We start from the raw sequence: 17,614 nt of genomic DNA, 5'->3' as shown, positions 1-17,614 counted from the left end.
ATGGCCTCACCGCTCCTCGCCGATACCGTCACCCGCCTCGGCCCCGAGGCGGTGGGCGCCGTCCTGGTCACCGGGTCGCACGGCGGCGTCTATGCCGCCTATCTCGCGGCCCGGGCCGGGCTGCGGGCCGTCATCTTCAATGATGCCGGCATCGGCCTGGAGGAGGCGGGGGTCGCCGGCCTTGCCTGGTTGGCGGAAAGGGGCATCGCTGCCGCCGCAGTCGATCACGCCAGCGCGCGTATCGGCGAGGCGGCGGACATGCTGCACCGCGGGCGCATCTCCCGGGCCAATGCTCAGGCCCGGGCTTGTGGCGTGGCAAGTGGGCAGGACTGTGCCGAGGCCGCCGCCTTGTTGGAGGCGGCCGAGGCGGTAACGCTGGAGGTCGCGCCCATGCGCGAAGCCCGCCAGGTGGTCGGGGGTCGCCACTGCCGTCTGGTGCTGATCGATTCCGCAGCACTGGTGCAACCAGAGGATGCCGGCCAGGTGGTGATCACCGGCTCTCACGGCGCGCTTTTCGGCGGCGACCCGGCCAACGCGCTGAAGGCCGATGCCCAGCTCGCCGTCTTCAACGACGCCGGTCTCGGTCCCGATGAAGTGGGCGCCTCGCGCCTGCCGGCGCTGCAGGGGCGCGGCATTGCCGCTGTCACGGTCGCCGCCGCCAGCGCGCGCATCGGTGACGCCCGCTCCGCCCTGGACAACGGCATCATAAGCCGCACCAATCCCCTGGCCGACGCGCTGGGTGCGCGAGAAGGCATGGCCTTGCGCGAACTTGTGAATGACCTGACCGGCCTCTAAAACCTAGCCGGCCAGCGTTGAAAGCTACTCCGCCATCAACGCCGCATCGAACTGGCCTCCAGCGGCGCGGGTGAGTGCCCTGTCGCCTCCCTTTGGCTGCAGTTGAACGCGTTCCGGTCTTGCATCCCCATCACTTCGGGCTGTTGTCCGACGAATCTTGCCATTAGGCTGTCGCACAAAGAGTCACGGGGAGAGGCGGCAAGCCGATGGCGGAGCCGAGGGTCGAGACCTCGCTGAAAAGCTGGGACGAGGTGAAGTCCACCACCTGCTACATGTGCGCCTGCCGCTGCGGCATCCAGGTGCATCTGAAGGACGGTCAGGTGCGGCACATCGAGGGCAACCGCGACCATCCGGTCAACAAGGGCGTCCTCTGCGGCAAGGGCTCGGCCGGCATCCAGCAGCATCTTTCGCCGGCGCGGCTGACTCAGCCCCTGCGCCGGGTCGGACCGCGCGGCGCAGGCCAGTTCGAGCCGATTTCCTGGGACGAGGCCCTGGCCACGGCCAGCGGCTGGCTGGCGGAGATCCGCGCCAGCGACCCGCGCAAGCTGGCCTTCTTCACCGGCCGCGACCAGTCGCAGGCGCTCACCGGATGGTGGGCGCAGCAGTTCGGCACCCCCAACTTCGCCGCCCATGGCGGTTTCTGCTCCGTGAACATGGCGGCCGCCGGCCTCTACACCTTTGGCGGCTCCTTCTGGGAGTTCGGCGAGCCGGACTGGGAGCACACGCGCCTCTTCCTGCTCTTCGGCGTGGCCGAGGACCACAGCTCCAATCCCATCAAGATCGGCCTGGGCAAGCTGAAGGCCCGCGGCGCCAAGGTGGTTTCGATCAATCCGGTGCGCAGCGGCTATTCCGCCATCGCCGATGAGTGGGTGGGCATCCGCCCCGGCACCGACGGCCTGCTGGTCGGCGCTTTGATTCATGAGCTGCTGCGCGCCGGCAAGGTCGATCTCGACTACCTGCAGCGCCACAGCGATGCCGCCTGGCTGCTGATCCAGGATCCCGGCGGCGCCGAGGACGGCCTGATCGCCCGGAATGAGGCCGGCGAACCCCTGGTGCGCCACCGCAGTACAGGCGCCCTGCTGCCGGCCAAGGAGGCGGGGGACGAGGCGGCGCTCCATGGCGCCTGCACGCTTGCGGATGGCCGCAAGGCCATCCCCTCCTTTCAGTTGCTGGTCGAGCGCTTTCTAGACGAGGCCTACAGCCCCGAACGCGTGGCCGAGGCCTGCAGCGTGCCGGCGGAGACCATTCGCCGCCTGGCCGCCGAGATCGCCCGGGCCGCCTTCGAGGAGGCGATCGAGCTCGACATTCCCTGGACCGACAGCCAGGGCCGGCGGCACGAGAAGACGCGCGGGCGGCCGGTGGCCCTGCATGCCATGCGCGGCATCTCGGCGCACTCCAACGGCTTCCAGACCTGCCGCCTGCTCCACCTCCTGCAGCTCCTGATCGGCAGCATCGATGTGCCCGGCGGCTTCCTCTACAAGCCGCCCTACCCCAAGCCGCCGCCGCCAGGGATCAAGCCGGCGGGCAAGCCGGGGCAGGTCGAGCCCGGCAAGCCGCTGCCCGGACCGCCGCTCGGCTTCGTCACCGGCCCCGAGGACCTGCTGGTGGACGTCGACGGGCAACCGCAGCGCATCGACAAGGCCTTCTCCTGGGAGGCGCCTCTGGCCGCCCACGGGCTGATGCAGCGGGTGATCGCCAATGCGGCGCAGCGCGATCCCTACGGCATCGACCTGCTCTTCCTCTACATGGCCAACATGAGCTGGAACTCGGCCGTCAATGTCCCGGACACCATCGCGCACCTGACCGCCACTGATCCCGACAGCGGCGACTACGTCATCCCGCGGATCATCTATTCCGACGCCTATGCCTCGGAGATGGTCGCCTACACTGACCTGATCCTGCCGGACACCACCTATCTGGAGCGCTGGGACTGCATCTCCCTGCTCGACCGGCCGATTTCCGACGCCGAAGGCGCCGCCGACGCGATCCGTCAGCCGGTCGTGGCGCCCGATCGGGACGTTCGCCCCTTCCAGGACGTGCTGCTCGACCTGGGGGCACGGCTCGGCCTGCCCGGCATGACGCGCGAAGACGGCACGCCGCGCTTTCCCGGCGGCTATTCCGACTACATCGTCAATCACGAGCGCGCGCCCGGCGTCGGCCCACTGGCCGGTTTCCGGGGCGAGGACGGTGAAGCCAAGGGCAAGGGCACGCCGCATCCCCGTCAACTCGAACGCTATATCGAGCAGGGCTGCTTCTGGCGCAGCGAACTGGCGCCGGAAGAACGCTACTACCGCTTTGCCAACCAGGCCTACCTTGACTGGGCGGTCAGCCACGGCTTCCTGCCGAAAGCCGAGCCCATCACCCTGCGCCTCTACTGCGAGCCTTTGCAGCGTTTCCGCCTCGCCGGACAGGGGCATGGCCCCCTGCTCCCGCCTGAACGCGAGCGCGCGCGCCTGACGCGCTACTTCGACCCCCTGCCCTTCTGGTATCAGCCGCTTGAGGAGGAGGCGATCGGCGACGCTGCGGCCTATCCCCTGCATGCGGTGACCCAGCGCCCCATGGCGATGTATCACTCCTGGGGCTCGCAGAATGCCTGGCTGCGCCAAATCCACGGCTGGAATCGCCTCTACATGGCCCGGGCCCGCGCTGAAGATCAGGAACTGGCCGATGGCGATTGGGTGGCGCTGGAAAGCCCGCACGGGCGCATCGTGGTGCAGATCGCGGTGATGGAGGGCGTCAATCCGGACACGGTCTGGACCTGGAACGCCATCGGCAAGCGCTCGGGCGCTTGGAATTTGGCGCCGGACGCGCCCGAGGCGCGCAAGGGCTTCCTCCTCAATCACCTGATCGGCGAGCTGCTGCCGGAGCGCGAAGGCGGCTATCGCTACGCCGCCAGCGACCCCATCACCGGACAGGCCGCCTGGTACGATCTGCGGGTTCGGCTGAGCAGGGCGTCCCCCGAGGAAGCCGCGGCCGCGCAAAGCCAGCCGCAGTTTGCCACTCTGCCGCAGCCGCCTGGCTCGGCGGATCGCTCGCGCCTGCGGCAGGGGCCTGCTGGGGCGAACCACAAGCCAGACAGGGGGACGGCATGACCAGTCTGCCCGACACCAGCGCAGCGGGGCAGAAGAAGCTCGGCCTCGTCATCGATCTCGACACCTGCGTCGGCTGTCAGGCCTGCGCCGTCTCCTGCAAGGAGTGGAACGACCAGGGCATGAGCGCCCCCTTGAGCGACCGCGATCCCCATGGTGCCGATCCGCTGGGCGTGTGGCTCAACCGGGTGCATGGCTACGAAGCTGGCGAAGGCGCCGAAGCTCAGGGCGTCTATTTCCCGCGCTCCTGCCTGCACTGCGAGGATGCCGCCTGTGTCACGGTCTGCCCCACCGGCGCTTCCTATAAGCGGGCGGAGGACGGCATTGTGCTGGTCGACCCCGACACCTGCATCGGCTGCAAACTCTGCTCCTGGGCCTGCCCCTACGGCGCGCGGGAGTACGATCAGGACCAGGGCGTGATGAAGAAGTGCACGCTGTGCGTCGACCGCATCTACAACGACAACCTCCAGCCCGAGGACCGGGTGCCGGCCTGCGTCAAGGCCTGCCCCACCGGGGCGCGCCACTTCGGCGATCTCGGCGACCCCGACAGCGCGGTCTCCCGTCTGGTAGACGAACGCGAGGGCTACGGTCTGCTGCCGGAACTGGGCTACAAGCCGGTCAACAAATACCTGCCGCCGCGACGCAGAGACGCCGCAGCTGCACCCCCTTCCCTAGCTTCCCTGGCCGGGGAAGGCGACGGCCTGACCGAGCGCTTCTTCCGCTGGGCCGACCGCGTGCTGTCCCGCTGATCCGGCGCGGCGGGACCTTCACAGAGGAGAGAGCATGCATCCTGCCTATTCGGTGATCCTCTTCACCTCGCTCAGTGGCGCGGGCTATGGCCTCCTGGGCCTCTTGGGATTGACGGCGGGTACGACCACGAGCCTGCCCGGCCCTGGCACGCTTATCGCTGCCTTCCTCCTGGCTTTCCTGCTGATCACCGGGGGGCTGCTCGCATCCACCTTTCACCTTGGCCATCCGGAGCGAGCCTGGCGGGCGCTCAGCCAGTGGCGCAGTTCCTGGCTGTCGCGCGAAGGCGTGCTGGCGCTGGCCACCTACCCGCCGGCACTGATCTTCGCCTGGCTCGCCATCACCGACCATGACGGCGGGCTGCTGCGCGTGCTCGGCCTAGTTACGGCCTTTCTCTGCGCGATCACCGTCGTGGCCACGGCCATGATCTATGCCTCCCTGGCCACCATCCGCCAGTGGCACCAGCCGCTGGTCGTGCCGGTCTACCTGGCTTTCGCGCTCGCCAGCGGCGCCACACTGTTGCTCGGCTTCGCGGTGCTGGGCGGCCAGATGCAGCCCGGTCACTTGATTCTGGCCGGTGGCACATTGGTCCTCGCCTTGCTGCTCAAGACGCTCTACTGGCGCGCCATCGACCAGGAGCCCCTTGATCTCGACATGGGCAAGGCCACCGGTCTCGGTCACCTGGGCCGCGTTCGGCAGTGGGAGGGCGCACACACGGCCGAAAACTTCGTCCAGCAGGAGATGGGCTACCGCATCGGCCGCCGTCACGCCGGGAAGCTCCGCCGGCTGATAACCTTTGGCCTGGCTCTGGCGCTGCTCTGCGTGCTGTTGACGGCTGTCCTACCCGGCTCGCTCGGGGCGTTCGGTGTGCTGCTCGCGCTGGCCTTCACCCTGGCCGCGACCCTGGTGGAGCGCTGGCTCTTCTTCGCCGAGGCGCAGCACGTGGTCACACTCTACTACGGTGCCGAACGGGCCTGAGCCGCCGCCAAACCATCCTGACGCCTTTTGATGCCGGATCGTCTCATCCGGGTCTTGCCCCGCGTCGCGGCGGCGGAGAGGATGCAGCACGCTCTTTGACAAGGAGGAGAGATCCCATGGACGTGCGTGCAGCGGTGGCCTTCGAGGCCGGCAAGCCCCTTTCCATCGAGACGGTGCAGCTCGAGGGACCGAGGGAAGGCGAGGTTTTGATCGAAGTGAAGGCGACTGGCATCTGCCACACGGACGCCTTCACCCTCTCCGGGGATGACCCCGAAGGCCAGTTTCCGGCGATCCTGGGCCACGAGGGCGCCGGTGTCGTCGCCGAGGTGGGCCCGGGGGTGAAAAGCCTGAAGCCGGGCGACCACGTGATTCCGCTCTACACGCCGGAATGCCGCGAGTGCGAGTACTGCCTCAATCCCAAGACCAACCTCTGCCAGGCAATCCGCACCACCCAGGGCCAGGGCGTGATGCCGGACGGCAGCAGCCGCTTCTCTCTGAACGGCAAGCCCATCCTGCACTACATGGGCTGCTCCACCTTCTCCAACTACACGGTGCTGCCCGAGATCGCGCTGGCGAAGATCCGCGAGGACGCGCCCTTCGACAAGGTCTGCTACATCGGCTGCGGTGTCACCACCGGCGTCGGCGCCGTGGTGAATACCGCCAAGGTCGAGCCGGGTTCGAACGTGGTGGTCTTCGGCCTGGGCGGCATCGGCCTCAACGTCATCCAGGCCGCGCGCATGGTGGGCGCTGACATGATCGTCGGTGTGGACATCAACCCCGCGCGCGAGGCACTTGGCCGCAAGTTCGGCATGACCCACTTCGTAAATCCGAAGGAGGTCGCGGGCGATCTCGTGCCGCATCTGGTGGAACTTACCAAGGGTGGCGCCGACTATTCCTTTGAGTGCATCGGCAACACCCAGACCATGCGCCAGGCGCTGGAGTGCTGCCACAAGGGCTGGGGTGAATCGATCATCATCGGTGTCGCCGGCGCCGGGCAGGAAATCTCCACCCGCCCCTTCCAGCTGGTGACCGGCCGCTCCTGGCGCGGCACGGCCTTCGGCGGCGCCCGTGGACGCACCGATGTGCCGAAGATCGTCGACTGGTACATGGAGGGTAAGCTCAACATCGACGACATGATCACCCACACCATGCCGCTGGATCGCATCAACGAGGCCTTCGATCTGATGCACGCCGGCAAGTCGATCCGCTCCGTCGTCGTCTATTAAGTCTGGGGAATAGGAGGGTCACCGCCCATGGCACTGGAAACCATCGCCGAGAACCGCTGCTTCGACGGGCTTCAGGGCGTCTATCGCCACGAGTCCGAGGCCTGCAACGGTCCGATGCGCTTTGCGCTCTACCGGCCGCCGCAGGCCCTGGCGGGCGAGGCCTGCCCGGTGGTGACCTTCCTCTCGGGCCTCACCTGCACCGAAGAGAACTTCACGGTGAAGGCCGGCGCCCAGCGGATGGCCGCCGAGCTCGGCCTGATCCTGGTGGCGCCCGATACCTCGCCGCGCAACCAGGGCATCGCCGGCGAGGATGACAGCTACGACTTCGGCAGCGGCGCGGGCTTCTACCTCGACGCCACCCAGGCGCCCTGGTCCAAGGCCTACCGCATGGAAAGCTATCTGACCCGGGAGCTGCCAGCGGTCCTGGAGGAATACTTTCAGGCCGACTGGTCGCGTCAAGGCATCATGGGTCATTCCATGGGCGGCCATGGCGCGCTGACCCTGCACTTCAAGAACCGGGAGCGGTGGCAGTCGGTCTCGGCCTTTGCTCCCATCGTCGCTCCCATGCAGGTGCCGTGGGGCCAGAAGGCCTTCACGGGCTATCTGGGGGACGACCGCTCGACCTGGGAGGCCTATGATGCCTGCGCCCTTGTGCGGGAGAAGCCGTCTAGAGCCGAGATCCTCATCGACCAAGGGACGGCGGACAACTTCCTGAACGAACAACTCCGCCCGGAACTCTTCGAGCAGGCCTGTCGTGACACAGGACAGCCCCTGAAGCTGCGGATGCAGGAGGGCTATGACCACTCCTACTTCTTCATCGCGAGCTTCATCGAAGACCACCTGCGCCATCACGCCACCGCCTTGCGCGGCTGAACAACCCCCCTCGTCCCTTCGCTGAGCAGGCGTTTCACGTGAAACGCCTGCAACGGCCTTGACCCCCTCCCCGGCTTTTGCGCATCTTGCCGTTATGCGCAGATTCGATGTCATTGTCGTCGGCGGGGGCCATGCGGGCTGCGAGGCCGCAGCCGCGGCTGCCCGCCTCGGCGCCAATACTCTCCTTCTTACCCACGATCCTGCCCGGATCGGCGAAATGTCCTGCAACCCGGCCATCGGCGGCCTGGGCAAAGGCCATCTCGTGCGCGAGATCGACGCGCTGGACGGACTCATGGGCCGCGCCATCGACCGGGCCGGCATCCAGTTCCGCCTGCTCAACCGCAGTAAGGGCGCAGCCGTCCGAGGGCCGCGCGCCCAGGCGGACCGCAAGCTTTACCGCGAAGCCGTTCAAGCGCTGCTGCGCGACCAAGCCAACCTGACCATCGAGGCCGCGGCCGTTGAAGATCTCACCTTGGACAGCCAAGGGCACTGCAGCGGTGTGATGACGGCAACAGGTGAAAGCATCGCCGCCGGCGCCGTGGTGCTGACCACCGGCACCTTCCTGCGCGGCCTCATCCACATCGGCACCGAACGCATCCCCGCCGGCCGGGTCGGTGAAGCACCGGCGATGGGGCTGTCAGCCACGCTCGAGCGCTGCGGCTTTCGCCTCGGCCGTCTCAAGACCGGCACGCCGCCCCGGCTCGACGGGCGGAGCATCGACTATACCAGCCTGACACCCCAGCCAGGCGATAACCCACCGCAGCCCTTCTCGACCCTGACCGAGCGGATCGAAACGCCCCAGATCGACTGCCACATCACCACCACCACTCCGGCGGTGCACGCCCTGATTCGCGAAAATCTGCACCAAGCGCCGCTCTACTCCGGGCAGATCGAGTCGGTCGGCCCCCGCTATTGCCCCTCCATCGAGGACAAGGTGGTGCGCTTTGCCGAGCGCGAACGCCATCAGATCTTCCTCGAGCCCGAGGGCCTGGACGACCACACCGTTTACCCAAACGGCATCTCCACCTCCCTCCCACGTGACGTGCAGCAAGCCCTGCTGCACCAGATCCCCGGGCTCGAGCAGGTTGTCATGCTGCAGCCGGGCTATGCCATTGAATACGATCACGTGGACCCGCGGGAACTGGAACCAAGCCTGGAAACCCGCCGCCTGCCCGGCCTTTATCTCGCGGGCCAGATCAACGGCACCACCGGCTACGAAGAAGCCGGCGCGCAAGGTCTGATCGCTGGCCTCAATGCGGCCAAGGCCGTGGGTGGGAGCGATGCCATTTTTCAGCTCGATCGCGCCGAGGCCTATATCGGTGTGATGATCGACGACCTGATCACCCGTGGCGTGACCGAACCCTATCGTATGTTCACCAGCCGGGCCGAGTATCGCCTGCAGCTGCGCGCCGACAATGCCGACCAGCGCCTCACGGAGCATGGCATCGCGCTGGGCTGCGTCGGGCAAACACGCCAAGAAGCCTTCCGCGCCAAGCAGCAAGCGCTGAAAGTGGCGAAGGATCAGCTCACGGGCCTTTCCGCCACCCCCGATGCCCTGCAGCGCGCAGGCATCGAGGTGAACCGTGACGGCCAGCGCCGCACCGCCTTCGACCTGCTGCGCTATCCGGATATCACCCTGCCCCGCCTCGCGGCGATCTGGCCGGAACTTGGCGCGCTCTCGCCGGCCGTGGCCGAGCAGATGGAGATCGAAGCAGTTTACGCCGGCTACATCTCGCGGCAGGAAGCCGACATTCGCGCCTATCGCAAGGACGAAGCCTTGCGGATACCGTCTGACCTCGATTTCCATGCCATCCCCTCCCTCTCGAACGAGGTGCGGGAGAAGCTGACCACGGCCCGCCCAGCGACCCTGGGCGCCGCAGGCCGCATTCCCGGCGTGACGCCCGCTGCGGTCCTGGTGCTGCTGCGCCATCTGCGAGCGCCGGCCAAGCGCCCAGCCAAATCCAGCGACGCGGCCTGAGGCGATGAGCGTCGCCCCTGCCCCCCTCAAGCCGGAGGATTTCGCCCGCGCATTGGGCGTTTCACGTGAAACGATGCAGCGCTTGGAGACATACGCCGGGCTGTTGCAGAAATGGAATCGCTCCATCAATCTCGTCAGTCGCGAAAGTCTGATCGACCTCTGGCGCCGGCATTTCCTCGACTCGGCTCAGCTCCTCGCCTTCCTGCCACCGCCCCCGCCGGATCGGCCGCTGCGGATTCTCGATCTTGGCAGCGGTGCCGGCTTTCCCGGAATGGTGCTGGCGATGCTGGGGGCCGGCGAGATGCACCTGGTGGAATCCGATCGGCGCAAATGTGCCTTTTTGCGCGAGGTCGCGCGCACCACAGGGACTCAGGTCTTGGTGCGCCCCCAGCGCGTAGAGCACATCGAGGGCCTGCGCGCCGACGTCGTCACCGCGCGCGCTTTGGCACCGCTGGACCGACTGCTCGACTACGCGCGGCCCCTGTTGCTGCACGAGGGAGTCTGTCTTTTCCTCAAGGGCCGCGCCGTGGAGCGCGAAATCAGCCAGCTGCCCCGTGATCCCACGCTGCGCATGGAAACCTTTCCCAGCCGCGCCGCCAGCGACAGCGTCATCCTGAGAATAGGGAGCCTTGCCTCATGACGGCCCCACCGAGCGATCAAAGCGAGTCGGCCAACGTCGAGCGACTCCCGGCCCGCACCCGGGTCCTCGCCGTCGCCAATCAGAAGGGTGGCGTGGGTAAGACGACCACCACGATCAACCTCGGCACTGCCCTGGCTGCCTGCGGCGCCCGGGTCCTGGTGATCGATCTCGACCCACAGGCCAATGCCAGCACCGGCCTGGGCCTTGATCGCGAGGCCGGCCGCACCACGGTCTATGACGTGCTTCTGGGCGGTGTGGACCTTGCCGAGGCTTCCCTGCCCTCAATCGTGCCCAACATGGATGTGCTGCCCTCCTCGGTGGAGCTGTCCGGCGCCGAACTTGAGCTGGTCAACGAACCGCGCCGCGAACGTCGCTTGCGCGAGGCCTTGAGCAAGCATCAGGGACGATGGGATTTCATCTTGATCGACTGTCCCCCCGCCCTGGGGCTGCTGACCGTCAACGCCTTGGTCGCCGCTCATGGTGTGATCGTGCCGCTACAGGCTGAGTTTTATGCGCTGGAAGGGCTCAGCCACCTCCTGCGGACCATTGACCGCATCCGCCGCGCGCTCAACAGCGTTCTGGAACTCCAAGGCATCGTGCTGACCATGTACGACCGCCGCAACAATCTCTGTGAGATGGTCGCGAACGACGTGCGCCTGCACCTGGGCGACCGGGTTTACGACACCATGATCCCCCGCAATGTGCGTGTCTCTGAAGCGCCGTCCCACGGAAAACCTGTCCTGCTCTACGACCTGCGCTGCAGTGGCTCCCAGGCTTATCTCGGCTTGGCGCGCGAAGTATTGCAGCGGGAAGGGCGGCCCTTGCCCCCAATCCCGGCTCTCGCATCCTGACTTTGCTTCCTGATCCTGAGGATATGCATCCATGAGCAACTCTGGCACTCCGGCTTCGAAGCGCGGTTTGGGACGCGGTCTGGCCGCTCTTCTCGGCGAAGATGCAACGACCCTCACGCCGACCTTTGGTGAGAAGGGCGAGACGCCGGCCCCGCCGCCGGGCCATCGCGTGCCCATCGAATACCTCCACCCCGGCCGCGTGCAGCCGCGCCGCCGCTTCGATGAAAGCCAACTGGATTCGCTCACGGACTCCGTACGCGCACAGGGCCTGCTCCAACCCATACTCGTGCGTCCGCATCCGGATCGACCCGGCGAGTACGAGATCGTCGCCGGCGAACGCCGCTGGCGCGCCGCCCAGCGCGCTCAGCTCTATGAAGTCCCTGTACTGGTTCGCGAACTCAGCGACGTTCAGGCGCTTGAGCTGGCTCTGGTGGAGAATGTCCAGCGTCAGGATCTCGATGCCATAGAGGAAGCTGAAGGATACCGACGCCTGCTCGAGGAATTCGGCCATTCCCAGGAGGAACTGGCCCGCCTGATCGGCAAAAGCCGGCCGCACATCGCCAATACCCTGCGGCTGCTGAACCTCGGCGATCCCGTGAAGGACCTGGTGCGCGAGGGAAGCCTCTCTGCCGGGCACGCTCGCGCACTGCTCGGTGCCGACAACCCGGAAGCCTTGGCCGGGGAGGTGGTCAAACGCGGCCTCTCCGTGCGCGAAACCGAGCGCCTGGTGGCCAAGGGACGGGACGACAACGGCGCCGGCCGCCCCCGTCGGTCCCAAGCGGCCCCGCGGCAGGACAAGGATGCCGACACTCTCGCTCTGGAGCAGGATCTGGCAGCCTTGCTGGGCATGAAGGTCACGATAGACCTGCGCGGGCAGGGCGGCGTGCTCTCCCTGCACTACGATGATCTCGATCAGCTGGATGAAGTACTACGCAGGCTCAATCAGGACCCGGCGCGATAGGCGCGTTGGTCAGAACTGACGCAGCAGCCGTTCCAGATAGTCCAACTCGATCTCAGGACGTTCGCGCTCACTGCTGCGCCGCCGCAGCTCGTTGAGGATCTCGCGCGAGCGCTGAAGCGCGGATTCTTCCGGAATCTCGACCCCCTCGCCCGACTGGAGGTAGCCGCCCCGGCCGCGCCGCCGGCCCAGGGGATCTGTCTCCTCGTCGCCAGGCCGTCCGAAGGTGCTGCCTTCACCCCCCTGCCCCTCACCAAGCTGCTGCGCAAAGTCCTCGAGCAGCGCTTCCATGCCCCGCTGCAGGTGATCCAGAGCTTCGCCTTGCGGCCCCAGCGCCTGCCCGGAGGAACCCTGCTGCAGGGCGTCACGCGCGGCGCGCATCGCCTGCTCCGCTGAGCCCAAAGGTGAGGGAATCGATCCGGTCATATCGCCCGAACGGCGCATGAGCTCACCCAGCTCCCGGCGAAGTGCTTCTTGGGTCTGGGCGTCGGCGCCTTCGGTGCCGGGGGCGCGGCCGGGGGTGGCTTCCTCGCCCTCGCGACCGGCCTCGCCTTCCTCGGCGCCGCGCATGTCGCCGCGCTGATTGCGCTGAAAACTGCGGTCCAGCAGCTCCTGCTGCCGGCTCATCATCTCCTGCAGGTCCTGCATCATCTCTCGCGATTCTTGCAGGCGCTCGTTCAGCTCATTCTGCTGCATGGGCTGTGCCTGCAGGTTCTCCAGCATACGCTGAAGCTGGGCCAGCAGTTCGCGCGCCTCCTCCCGCGCCCCGCTGCGCGCCAGTTCGCGCGCTTGTTCAATCAGGTCCTGCAGCTCCTGGCGTTCGAAATTGTCGTCGCCCGGGGGCTGCTCCTGCGGTGGCAGATCCTCCAGGCCTTCCATGGCCTGTTCCAGCAGGTTCTCCAGGAACTGGTCGAGCGCCGACTGCAGCTCGTTCATCAGGCGCTCGACCTCCTCCTGGCTTGCGTCCTCTTGCAGCGCTTCCTGCAGTTCCTGCTGCAGCTCACGCAGCCGGCGCTCGGCGATGGCCACCTCGCCTTCCTCGATCCGCAACGCCAGGTCCCAGAGCAGCGCCTGCACCTCCGGCACCGCCGCCTCGCGGCGGTCGCGCAGCAGTCGTTCCGCCGCGGACATGATGCCCAGGGACACCACGAGGTCGTTGAAATAGTGGTCCGGCTCCTCCGCCAGCCGGTCAAGACCACGAGAAACCGGCACGCGCGCGCCTGGATCAAGCGTCAGGTCGCGCCGGAGGTCGGCTAGGGCCCGGGCCACAGGGTGATTGAAGGTGCGCGCCGGCAGCACGGTCTCGAAAGCCTCGCTGCGCCCGCTCTGCCCGGCCGCATCGACGGCCTCCAGGGTCATGGTCACCGCGATACCCGCCCAGGGGTGGGGGGTGAGATCCTGAAAGCTCTCCGCTTCAGCGGGTTCCCCCTGTCCGGCCTCACCCCGCCGTCCAGGCAAGGGCAGGGAAATCTGCAATTGCTCCCCGGCGCCCTGCGCGTCCTGGCGCTCCACTACTGCAGACAGGCGTTCCACGCCATAGTCGTCGGCCACGCGATAGCGAAAGTGAACTGCCCCGCGCGCGGCTCGCGCCGGCGAGGCCAAATACTCGACCCAGGGCGGTTGGTCGGGCACCACCTCCAGGGTCCAGTCGCCCACTTGCTCCCGTCCGCGGCCGATGCTCAGCACGCCGCCCTCATGCAGCTCCGCCTCGCTGCGGAACACGCCGTCCCTGCGCTCTTCGAGCTCGCCCAGTGCCGTGTCGTCCAGGCTGAGCCAAGGTGTGCCGTAGCCGCCCTGAAGCTGCACCAACAAGCGGCTCCCCTCTGGCACGCTCAGTAGGCCGCCAGCCTGCTCCTCACCGCTGCGGCCTTCGAGATAGTGGGGTGCTGCACCGGTGTAGGCTGGTGGACTGATCCAGGCATCGAGGCGGGCCGGTACCGATTCCGCCGGCGCCGGGGTCCCAGGCACCAGCGCGCGCTCCAGACGTGGCCACCAGGCATCGCCCGCGGTCGCCAGGGCGATGACCAGCGGCAGACCCACCACGGCGCGCAGCCCCACAGTGTCGCGACGCGACCAGCCGGCCCGCGGCCAAGCCAAGCGCAGGCGCTGCACGCCGGCGAGCAGGCGTTGGCGATGCAGCTCCCAATAGGCAGCCCGGTCCTCCACGCTCCCGCCACCGGCAAGCGGGCGGTCCTCCAGTGCTGACAGCGGACGATGCGGCACGCCGCTGTCCTGCTCCAGGCGGCGTTGGGCCGCCTCCTGGCGGGGCAGGCTCAGACCGTGCAGGTTTCGCCGCAGCAGTTCGACAAAGGCCAGCGACAAGGCGACGAGCACCAGACTGTGCAGCCAAAAGCCAAGCCGGGGCAGAAAATCAAGGAAGGCGAGGGTCAGAAACAGCCCGAGCAGCAGACCCGCGGGCATCAAGGCCGGCCAGAGGCGCTCCCACAGCAACGCCGCCCGCGCCAGGCGGAGTTTGCGGGCCAGCCCAGGCAGGAGCATTTGACCAGACCTGGAAGTCTCGCTTGCGGGTTTGCCGTTCGACACGCCTTGCCTTTCACGCAGGGGCCGTCAGGGCTGGTACTCTAACCGCTTTTCGGCACCTTGCCCAACCAACTGGGCAGACTTTCCGACCGCATCAATGCGTCATGGCTCGGCCGTGCCCGGATGACCTCGAAGCTGTCGCCTTGCACCATGACTTCCGCCACTGGCGGGCGGGAATTGTAGGTCGAGGCCATGGTGGCGCCATAGGCGCCCGCGGCACCGAAAGCCACGAGATCGCCCGCTGCCAGCTCCGGCAGCTCACGTCCCTCGGCAAAGAGATCTCCGGTTTCGCAGATCGGCCCCACCACATCATAGCGCAGCCGCGCCGCGCTGGCAGGCTCGCGCAGCGGCACGATGTCGTGCCAGGCCTCATAGAGCGCCGGGCGCATCAGGTCGTTCATGCCGGCATCGACGATGAGGAAGCGGCGGCTGCGCCCCTGCTTCACGTAGACCACCCGCGAGATCAGCAGCCCCGCCTCGCCCACCAAATGCCGCCCCGGCTCAAAGACCAGCGGCACGTCCAGCCGCCCGGCCGTGCGCGCGACCACCGCGGCATAGTCCTCCGGTGTCGGCAAGGCTTCCTGCTGATAGGCAATACCCAGGCCGCCACCGAGATCCAGCCGCTGCAAAGGCACCCCGGCCTCCCGCTGCTCGGCAAAGAGACCAGCCACGCGCTGGAAAGCAGCTTCGTAGGGCTCTAAATCGGTGATCTGGGAGCCAATGTGGGTCGCCAGCCCCACCGGAAGAATCCCCGGCAAGGCCACCGCTTCCTGCAGGACAGCGGCCGCATCGTCACAGTCGATGCCGAATTTGTTCTCGGACTTGCCCGTGGTGATCTTGGCGTGGGTGCGGGCGTCCACATCGGGATTCACGCGCAGGGCCACCGGTGCCTGCACCCCCTTGTCCCGCGCCACCTGGTCCAGCAGGCGCAGTTCCTCGCGGGATTCCACGTTGAACTGCAGGATGCCCGCTTCCAGGCCCAGGGCCAATTCTCCAGCGGTCTTGCCCACCCCGGCAAAGACGATCTTTTCCGCCGGCACGCCGACCGCCAAAGCCCGGCGCAATTCGCCCTCGGATACCACATCCGCGCCCGCGCCTTCGGCTGCGAAGGTCGCGATCACCGCAAGCTGGGGATTGGCCTTGACCGCGTAGCAGACCAGGGCATCGAGGCCCGCGCCCTGCAAGGCCCCGGCAAAACGGCGGTAGGCCTGCTGCATGGCGCTGGCGGAATAGAGGTAGAAGGGCGTGCCCACCGCAGCGGCAATGTCTTCCACCGCCACCCCTTCGGCCTGGAGGCGGCCTTCCGAATAGGCAAAGGGCTGGGTCACGGTTGTGCCTCGCGTCCCTCCGGGGCCGGCGCCTGCGGCACCACCGTGTGGGGGGCGGGATACTGCCGCTCGCCCAGGCGATAGAGTGCTTCCTCTCCCTCCGGCACCACCGGATCGCCCTTGACGCCGCAAGCGGCGAGCAAGCCCACCAGCAACGCGCTCAGAACCGCCGCCCTCATGCCCAGCGCTCCCGCGCCGCCTTGACCGCCGCGCGCACGTTTTCCGGCGCCGTGCCGCCGAAGGCGCTGCGGCTGGAGACGGAGCGCTCCACGGTCAGGACGGAATAGATGTCCTGAGTGATCCGCGGCTCCACCGCCTGCATCGCGTCCAGCGGCAGGTCGGCCAGATCGACTCCTTGGTCTTCGGCCCGGGCCACAAGCGTACCGGTCACGTGATGGGCGTCGCGGAAAGGCAGCCCCAGCACGCGCACCAGCCAGTCGGCCAGGTCCGTGGCGGTCAGGAAGCCCTTGGCCGTTGCCGCACGCATGGCCTCACGGTTGGCCTCTAGGTCGCGCACCATGCCGGCGGTGGCCGCAATGGACAGGGCCAGGGTGTCAAAAGCGTCGAACACCGGCTCCTTGTCCTCCTGCATGTCCTTGCCGTAGGTCAGCGGCAGGCCCTTCATCACGATCAGCAGGGTGTTGAGTCCGCCGATCACCCGGCCGGCCTTTCCGCGCACCAGCTCGGCCGCATCAGGGTTCTTCTTCTGCGGCATGATGGAGGAACCGGTGGTGAAGGCGTCCGAAAGATGAACAAAGTGGAAACCTTCCGCGCACCAGAGCACCAGTTCCTCGGCAAAACGCGAAAGATGCACGGCCAGGATCGAACCGGCGGCCAGAAACTCCAGGGCGAAATCCCGGTCGGACACTGCATCGATGGAGTTGGCCATGGGCCGTTCGAAACCCAGCGCCCGGGCGGTCATGCTCCGGTCAATGGGAAAGGAGGTGCCTGCCAGCGCGGCCGCACCCAGGGGGCTTTCGTTCAGCCGTGCGCGGCAGTCGGCAAAGCGGCCGCGATCGCGGCCGATCATCTCCACGTAGGCCAGCAGATGATGGCCGAAGGTCACCGGCTGCGCCGCCTGCAAGTGGGTGTAGCCGGGCATCACCGTGTCGGCTTCGGCCTCGGCCGTGTCCAGCAGCGCCGCTTGCAGCTCCGCCAGGCCAGCATCGACCTGATCGATGGCATCGCGCACCCAGAGCCGGAAGTCCGTCGCCACCTGGTCGTTGCGCGAGCGCGCCGTGTGCAGCCGCCCTGCCGCCGGCCCGATCAGTTCGCGCAGCCGGGCCTCTACATTCATGTGGATGTCCTCCAGCGCCGCGGAGAATTTGAACTGCCCTGCGTCGATTTCACCCAGGATCGTCTCTAGACCCCGGTCGATGGCATCGCCATCTTCCGCAGTGATGATGCCCGTGGCCACCAGCATGGCGGCATGGGCGCGGCTGGCGGCGATGTCCTGGGTGTAGAGGCGGCGGTCCACATCGATGGAGGCATTGATGCGCTCCATGATGGCGGCGGGGCCGGCGGCAAAGCGCCCGCCCCACATGGCGTTGGCGGCTTTGTCCGGCGCGTTCTTGGGTTGCTGATTGGTCATGACTGTGGTGTAGCGGATG

General features: G+C 67.4%; 14 protein-coding genes. 10 read left to right on the top strand and 4 right to left on the bottom strand.

Features of this window, described 5'->3' with window-relative positions:
• The 10 genes from P2G67_RS06470 to P2G67_RS06425 all read left to right on the top strand — a co-directional run bounded on the left by P2G67_RS06470 (position 1) and on the right by P2G67_RS06425 (position 12,138).
• A complete protein-coding gene (locus P2G67_RS06470; protein WP_275821216.1) occupies positions 1-795 on the top strand; it encodes an alpha/beta hydrolase family protein in 795 nt (264 codons plus the stop codon).
• A 206-nt stretch (positions 796-1,001) separates the two neighbouring features.
• Positions 1,002-3,887, top strand: coding sequence for a molybdopterin oxidoreductase family protein (locus P2G67_RS06465; protein ID WP_275821214.1), 2,886 nt, complete (start codon positions 1,002-1,004; stop codon positions 3,885-3,887).
• The gene (locus P2G67_RS06460) at positions 3,884-4,633 is read left to right on the top strand and encodes a 4Fe-4S dicluster domain-containing protein (RefSeq protein ID WP_275821212.1); all 750 of its coding nucleotides are present in this window, start codon (positions 3,884-3,886) and stop codon (positions 4,631-4,633) included. Before P2G67_RS06465 ends, P2G67_RS06460 begins: the two co-directional genes overlap by 4 nt.
• 34 nt (positions 4,634-4,667) lie before the next feature.
• Positions 4,668-5,609 (top strand): dimethyl sulfoxide reductase anchor subunit family protein, encoded by a 942-nt coding sequence (locus tag P2G67_RS06455; protein WP_275821210.1) that lies wholly within the window; start codon positions 4,668-4,670, stop codon positions 5,607-5,609.
• A gap of 116 nt (positions 5,610-5,725) precedes the next feature.
• Positions 5,726-6,835 (top strand): S-(hydroxymethyl)glutathione dehydrogenase/class III alcohol dehydrogenase, encoded by a 1,110-nt coding sequence (locus P2G67_RS06450; protein WP_275821208.1) that lies wholly within the window; start codon positions 5,726-5,728, stop codon positions 6,833-6,835.
• 27 nt (positions 6,836-6,862) lie between these two features.
• A complete protein-coding gene (fghA, locus tag P2G67_RS06445) occupies positions 6,863-7,708 on the top strand; it encodes an S-formylglutathione hydrolase (RefSeq protein WP_275821206.1) in 846 nt (281 codons plus the stop codon).
• Between the two features lie 94 nt (positions 7,709-7,802).
• Complete coding sequence (mnmG, locus tag P2G67_RS06440; protein ID WP_275821203.1) at positions 7,803-9,686, top strand: tRNA uridine-5-carboxymethylaminomethyl(34) synthesis enzyme MnmG; 1,884 nt, start codon at positions 7,803-7,805, stop codon at positions 9,684-9,686.
• 4 nt (positions 9,687-9,690) lie between these two features.
• Entirely contained in the window at positions 9,691-10,326 is a 636-nt protein-coding gene (gene rsmG / locus P2G67_RS06435) for a 16S rRNA (guanine(527)-N(7))-methyltransferase RsmG (RefSeq protein WP_275821201.1), read from the top strand.
• Positions 10,323-11,177 (top strand): ParA family protein, encoded by an 855-nt coding sequence (locus P2G67_RS06430; RefSeq protein ID WP_275821199.1) that lies wholly within the window; start codon positions 10,323-10,325, stop codon positions 11,175-11,177. The genes rsmG and P2G67_RS06430 overlap by 4 nt, the downstream gene beginning before the upstream one ends.
• A 31-nt stretch (positions 11,178-11,208) precedes the next feature.
• On the top strand, positions 11,209-12,138 hold the full coding sequence (locus tag P2G67_RS06425) for a ParB/RepB/Spo0J family partition protein (protein WP_275821197.1): 930 nt from the start codon (positions 11,209-11,211) through the stop codon (positions 12,136-12,138).
• 9 nt (positions 12,139-12,147) lie between these two features.
• Here the strand turns inward: P2G67_RS06425 and P2G67_RS06420 are convergent, their stop codons facing one another.
• The 4 genes from P2G67_RS06420 to argH all read right to left on the bottom strand — a co-directional run bounded on the left by P2G67_RS06420 (position 12,148) and on the right by argH (position 17,595).
• The gene (locus P2G67_RS06420) at positions 12,148-14,634 is read right to left on the bottom strand and encodes a TIGR02302 family protein (RefSeq protein ID WP_275821195.1); all 2,487 of its coding nucleotides are present in this window, start codon (positions 14,632-14,634) and stop codon (positions 12,148-12,150) included.
• An 83-nt stretch (positions 14,635-14,717) separates the two neighbouring features.
• Positions 14,718-16,004: a diaminopimelate decarboxylase gene (gene lysA / locus P2G67_RS06415; RefSeq protein WP_275821193.1), complete on the bottom strand. Its 1,287-nt coding sequence runs from the start codon at positions 16,002-16,004 to the stop codon at positions 14,718-14,720.
• The gene (locus tag P2G67_RS06410; RefSeq protein ID WP_275821191.1) at positions 16,001-16,183 is read right to left on the bottom strand and encodes a lipoprotein; all 183 of its coding nucleotides are present in this window, start codon (positions 16,181-16,183) and stop codon (positions 16,001-16,003) included. The genes lysA and P2G67_RS06410 overlap by 4 nt, the downstream gene beginning before the upstream one ends.
• Entirely contained in the window at positions 16,180-17,595 is a 1,416-nt protein-coding gene (argH, locus tag P2G67_RS06405; protein ID WP_275821188.1) for an argininosuccinate lyase, read from the bottom strand. The genes P2G67_RS06410 and argH overlap by 4 nt, the downstream gene beginning before the upstream one ends.
• Positions 17,596-17,614: the final 19 nt, after the last annotated feature.

Origin of the sequence: Aquibaculum arenosum (assembly GCF_029222965.1) — a bacterium.
Classification (GTDB): domain Bacteria; phylum Pseudomonadota; class Alphaproteobacteria; order Kiloniellales; family DSM-21159; genus Aquibaculum; species Aquibaculum arenosum.
Note: the sequence above shows the minus strand (reverse complement) of the source record. Positions and strands in the feature narration are given on the sequence as shown.

Excerpts from the sequence above, each read along its gene's own strand:
- P2G67_RS06470 (WP_275821216.1), top strand. The coding sequence starts at position 1 with ATGGCCTCACCGCTCCTCGCCGATACCGTCACCCGCCTCGGCCCCGAG.
- P2G67_RS06465 (WP_275821214.1), top strand. The coding sequence starts at position 1,002 with ATGGCGGAGCCGAGGGTCGAGACCTCGCTGAAAAGCTGGGACGAGGTG.
- P2G67_RS06460 (WP_275821212.1), top strand. The coding sequence starts at position 3,884 with ATGACCAGTCTGCCCGACACCAGCGCAGCGGGGCAGAAGAAGCTCGGC.
- P2G67_RS06455 (WP_275821210.1), top strand. The coding sequence starts at position 4,668 with ATGCATCCTGCCTATTCGGTGATCCTCTTCACCTCGCTCAGTGGCGCG.
- P2G67_RS06450 (WP_275821208.1), top strand. The coding sequence starts at position 5,726 with ATGGACGTGCGTGCAGCGGTGGCCTTCGAGGCCGGCAAGCCCCTTTCC.
- fghA (WP_275821206.1), top strand. The coding sequence starts at position 6,863 with ATGGCACTGGAAACCATCGCCGAGAACCGCTGCTTCGACGGGCTTCAG.
- mnmG (WP_275821203.1), top strand. The coding sequence starts at position 7,803 with ATGCGCAGATTCGATGTCATTGTCGTCGGCGGGGGCCATGCGGGCTGC.
- rsmG (WP_275821201.1), top strand. The coding sequence starts at position 9,691 with ATGAGCGTCGCCCCTGCCCCCCTCAAGCCGGAGGATTTCGCCCGCGCA.
- P2G67_RS06430 (WP_275821199.1), top strand. The coding sequence starts at position 10,323 with ATGACGGCCCCACCGAGCGATCAAAGCGAGTCGGCCAACGTCGAGCGA.
- P2G67_RS06425 (WP_275821197.1), top strand. The coding sequence starts at position 11,209 with ATGAGCAACTCTGGCACTCCGGCTTCGAAGCGCGGTTTGGGACGCGGT.
- P2G67_RS06420 (WP_275821195.1), bottom strand. The coding sequence starts at position 14,634 with ATGCTCCTGCCTGGGCTGGCCCGCAAACTCCGCCTGGCGCGGGCGGCG.
- P2G67_RS06410 (WP_275821191.1), bottom strand. The coding sequence starts at position 16,183 with ATGAGGGCGGCGGTTCTGAGCGCGTTGCTGGTGGGCTTGCTCGCCGCT.
- argH (WP_275821188.1), bottom strand. The coding sequence starts at position 17,595 with ATGACCAATCAGCAACCCAAGAACGCGCCGGACAAAGCCGCCAACGCC.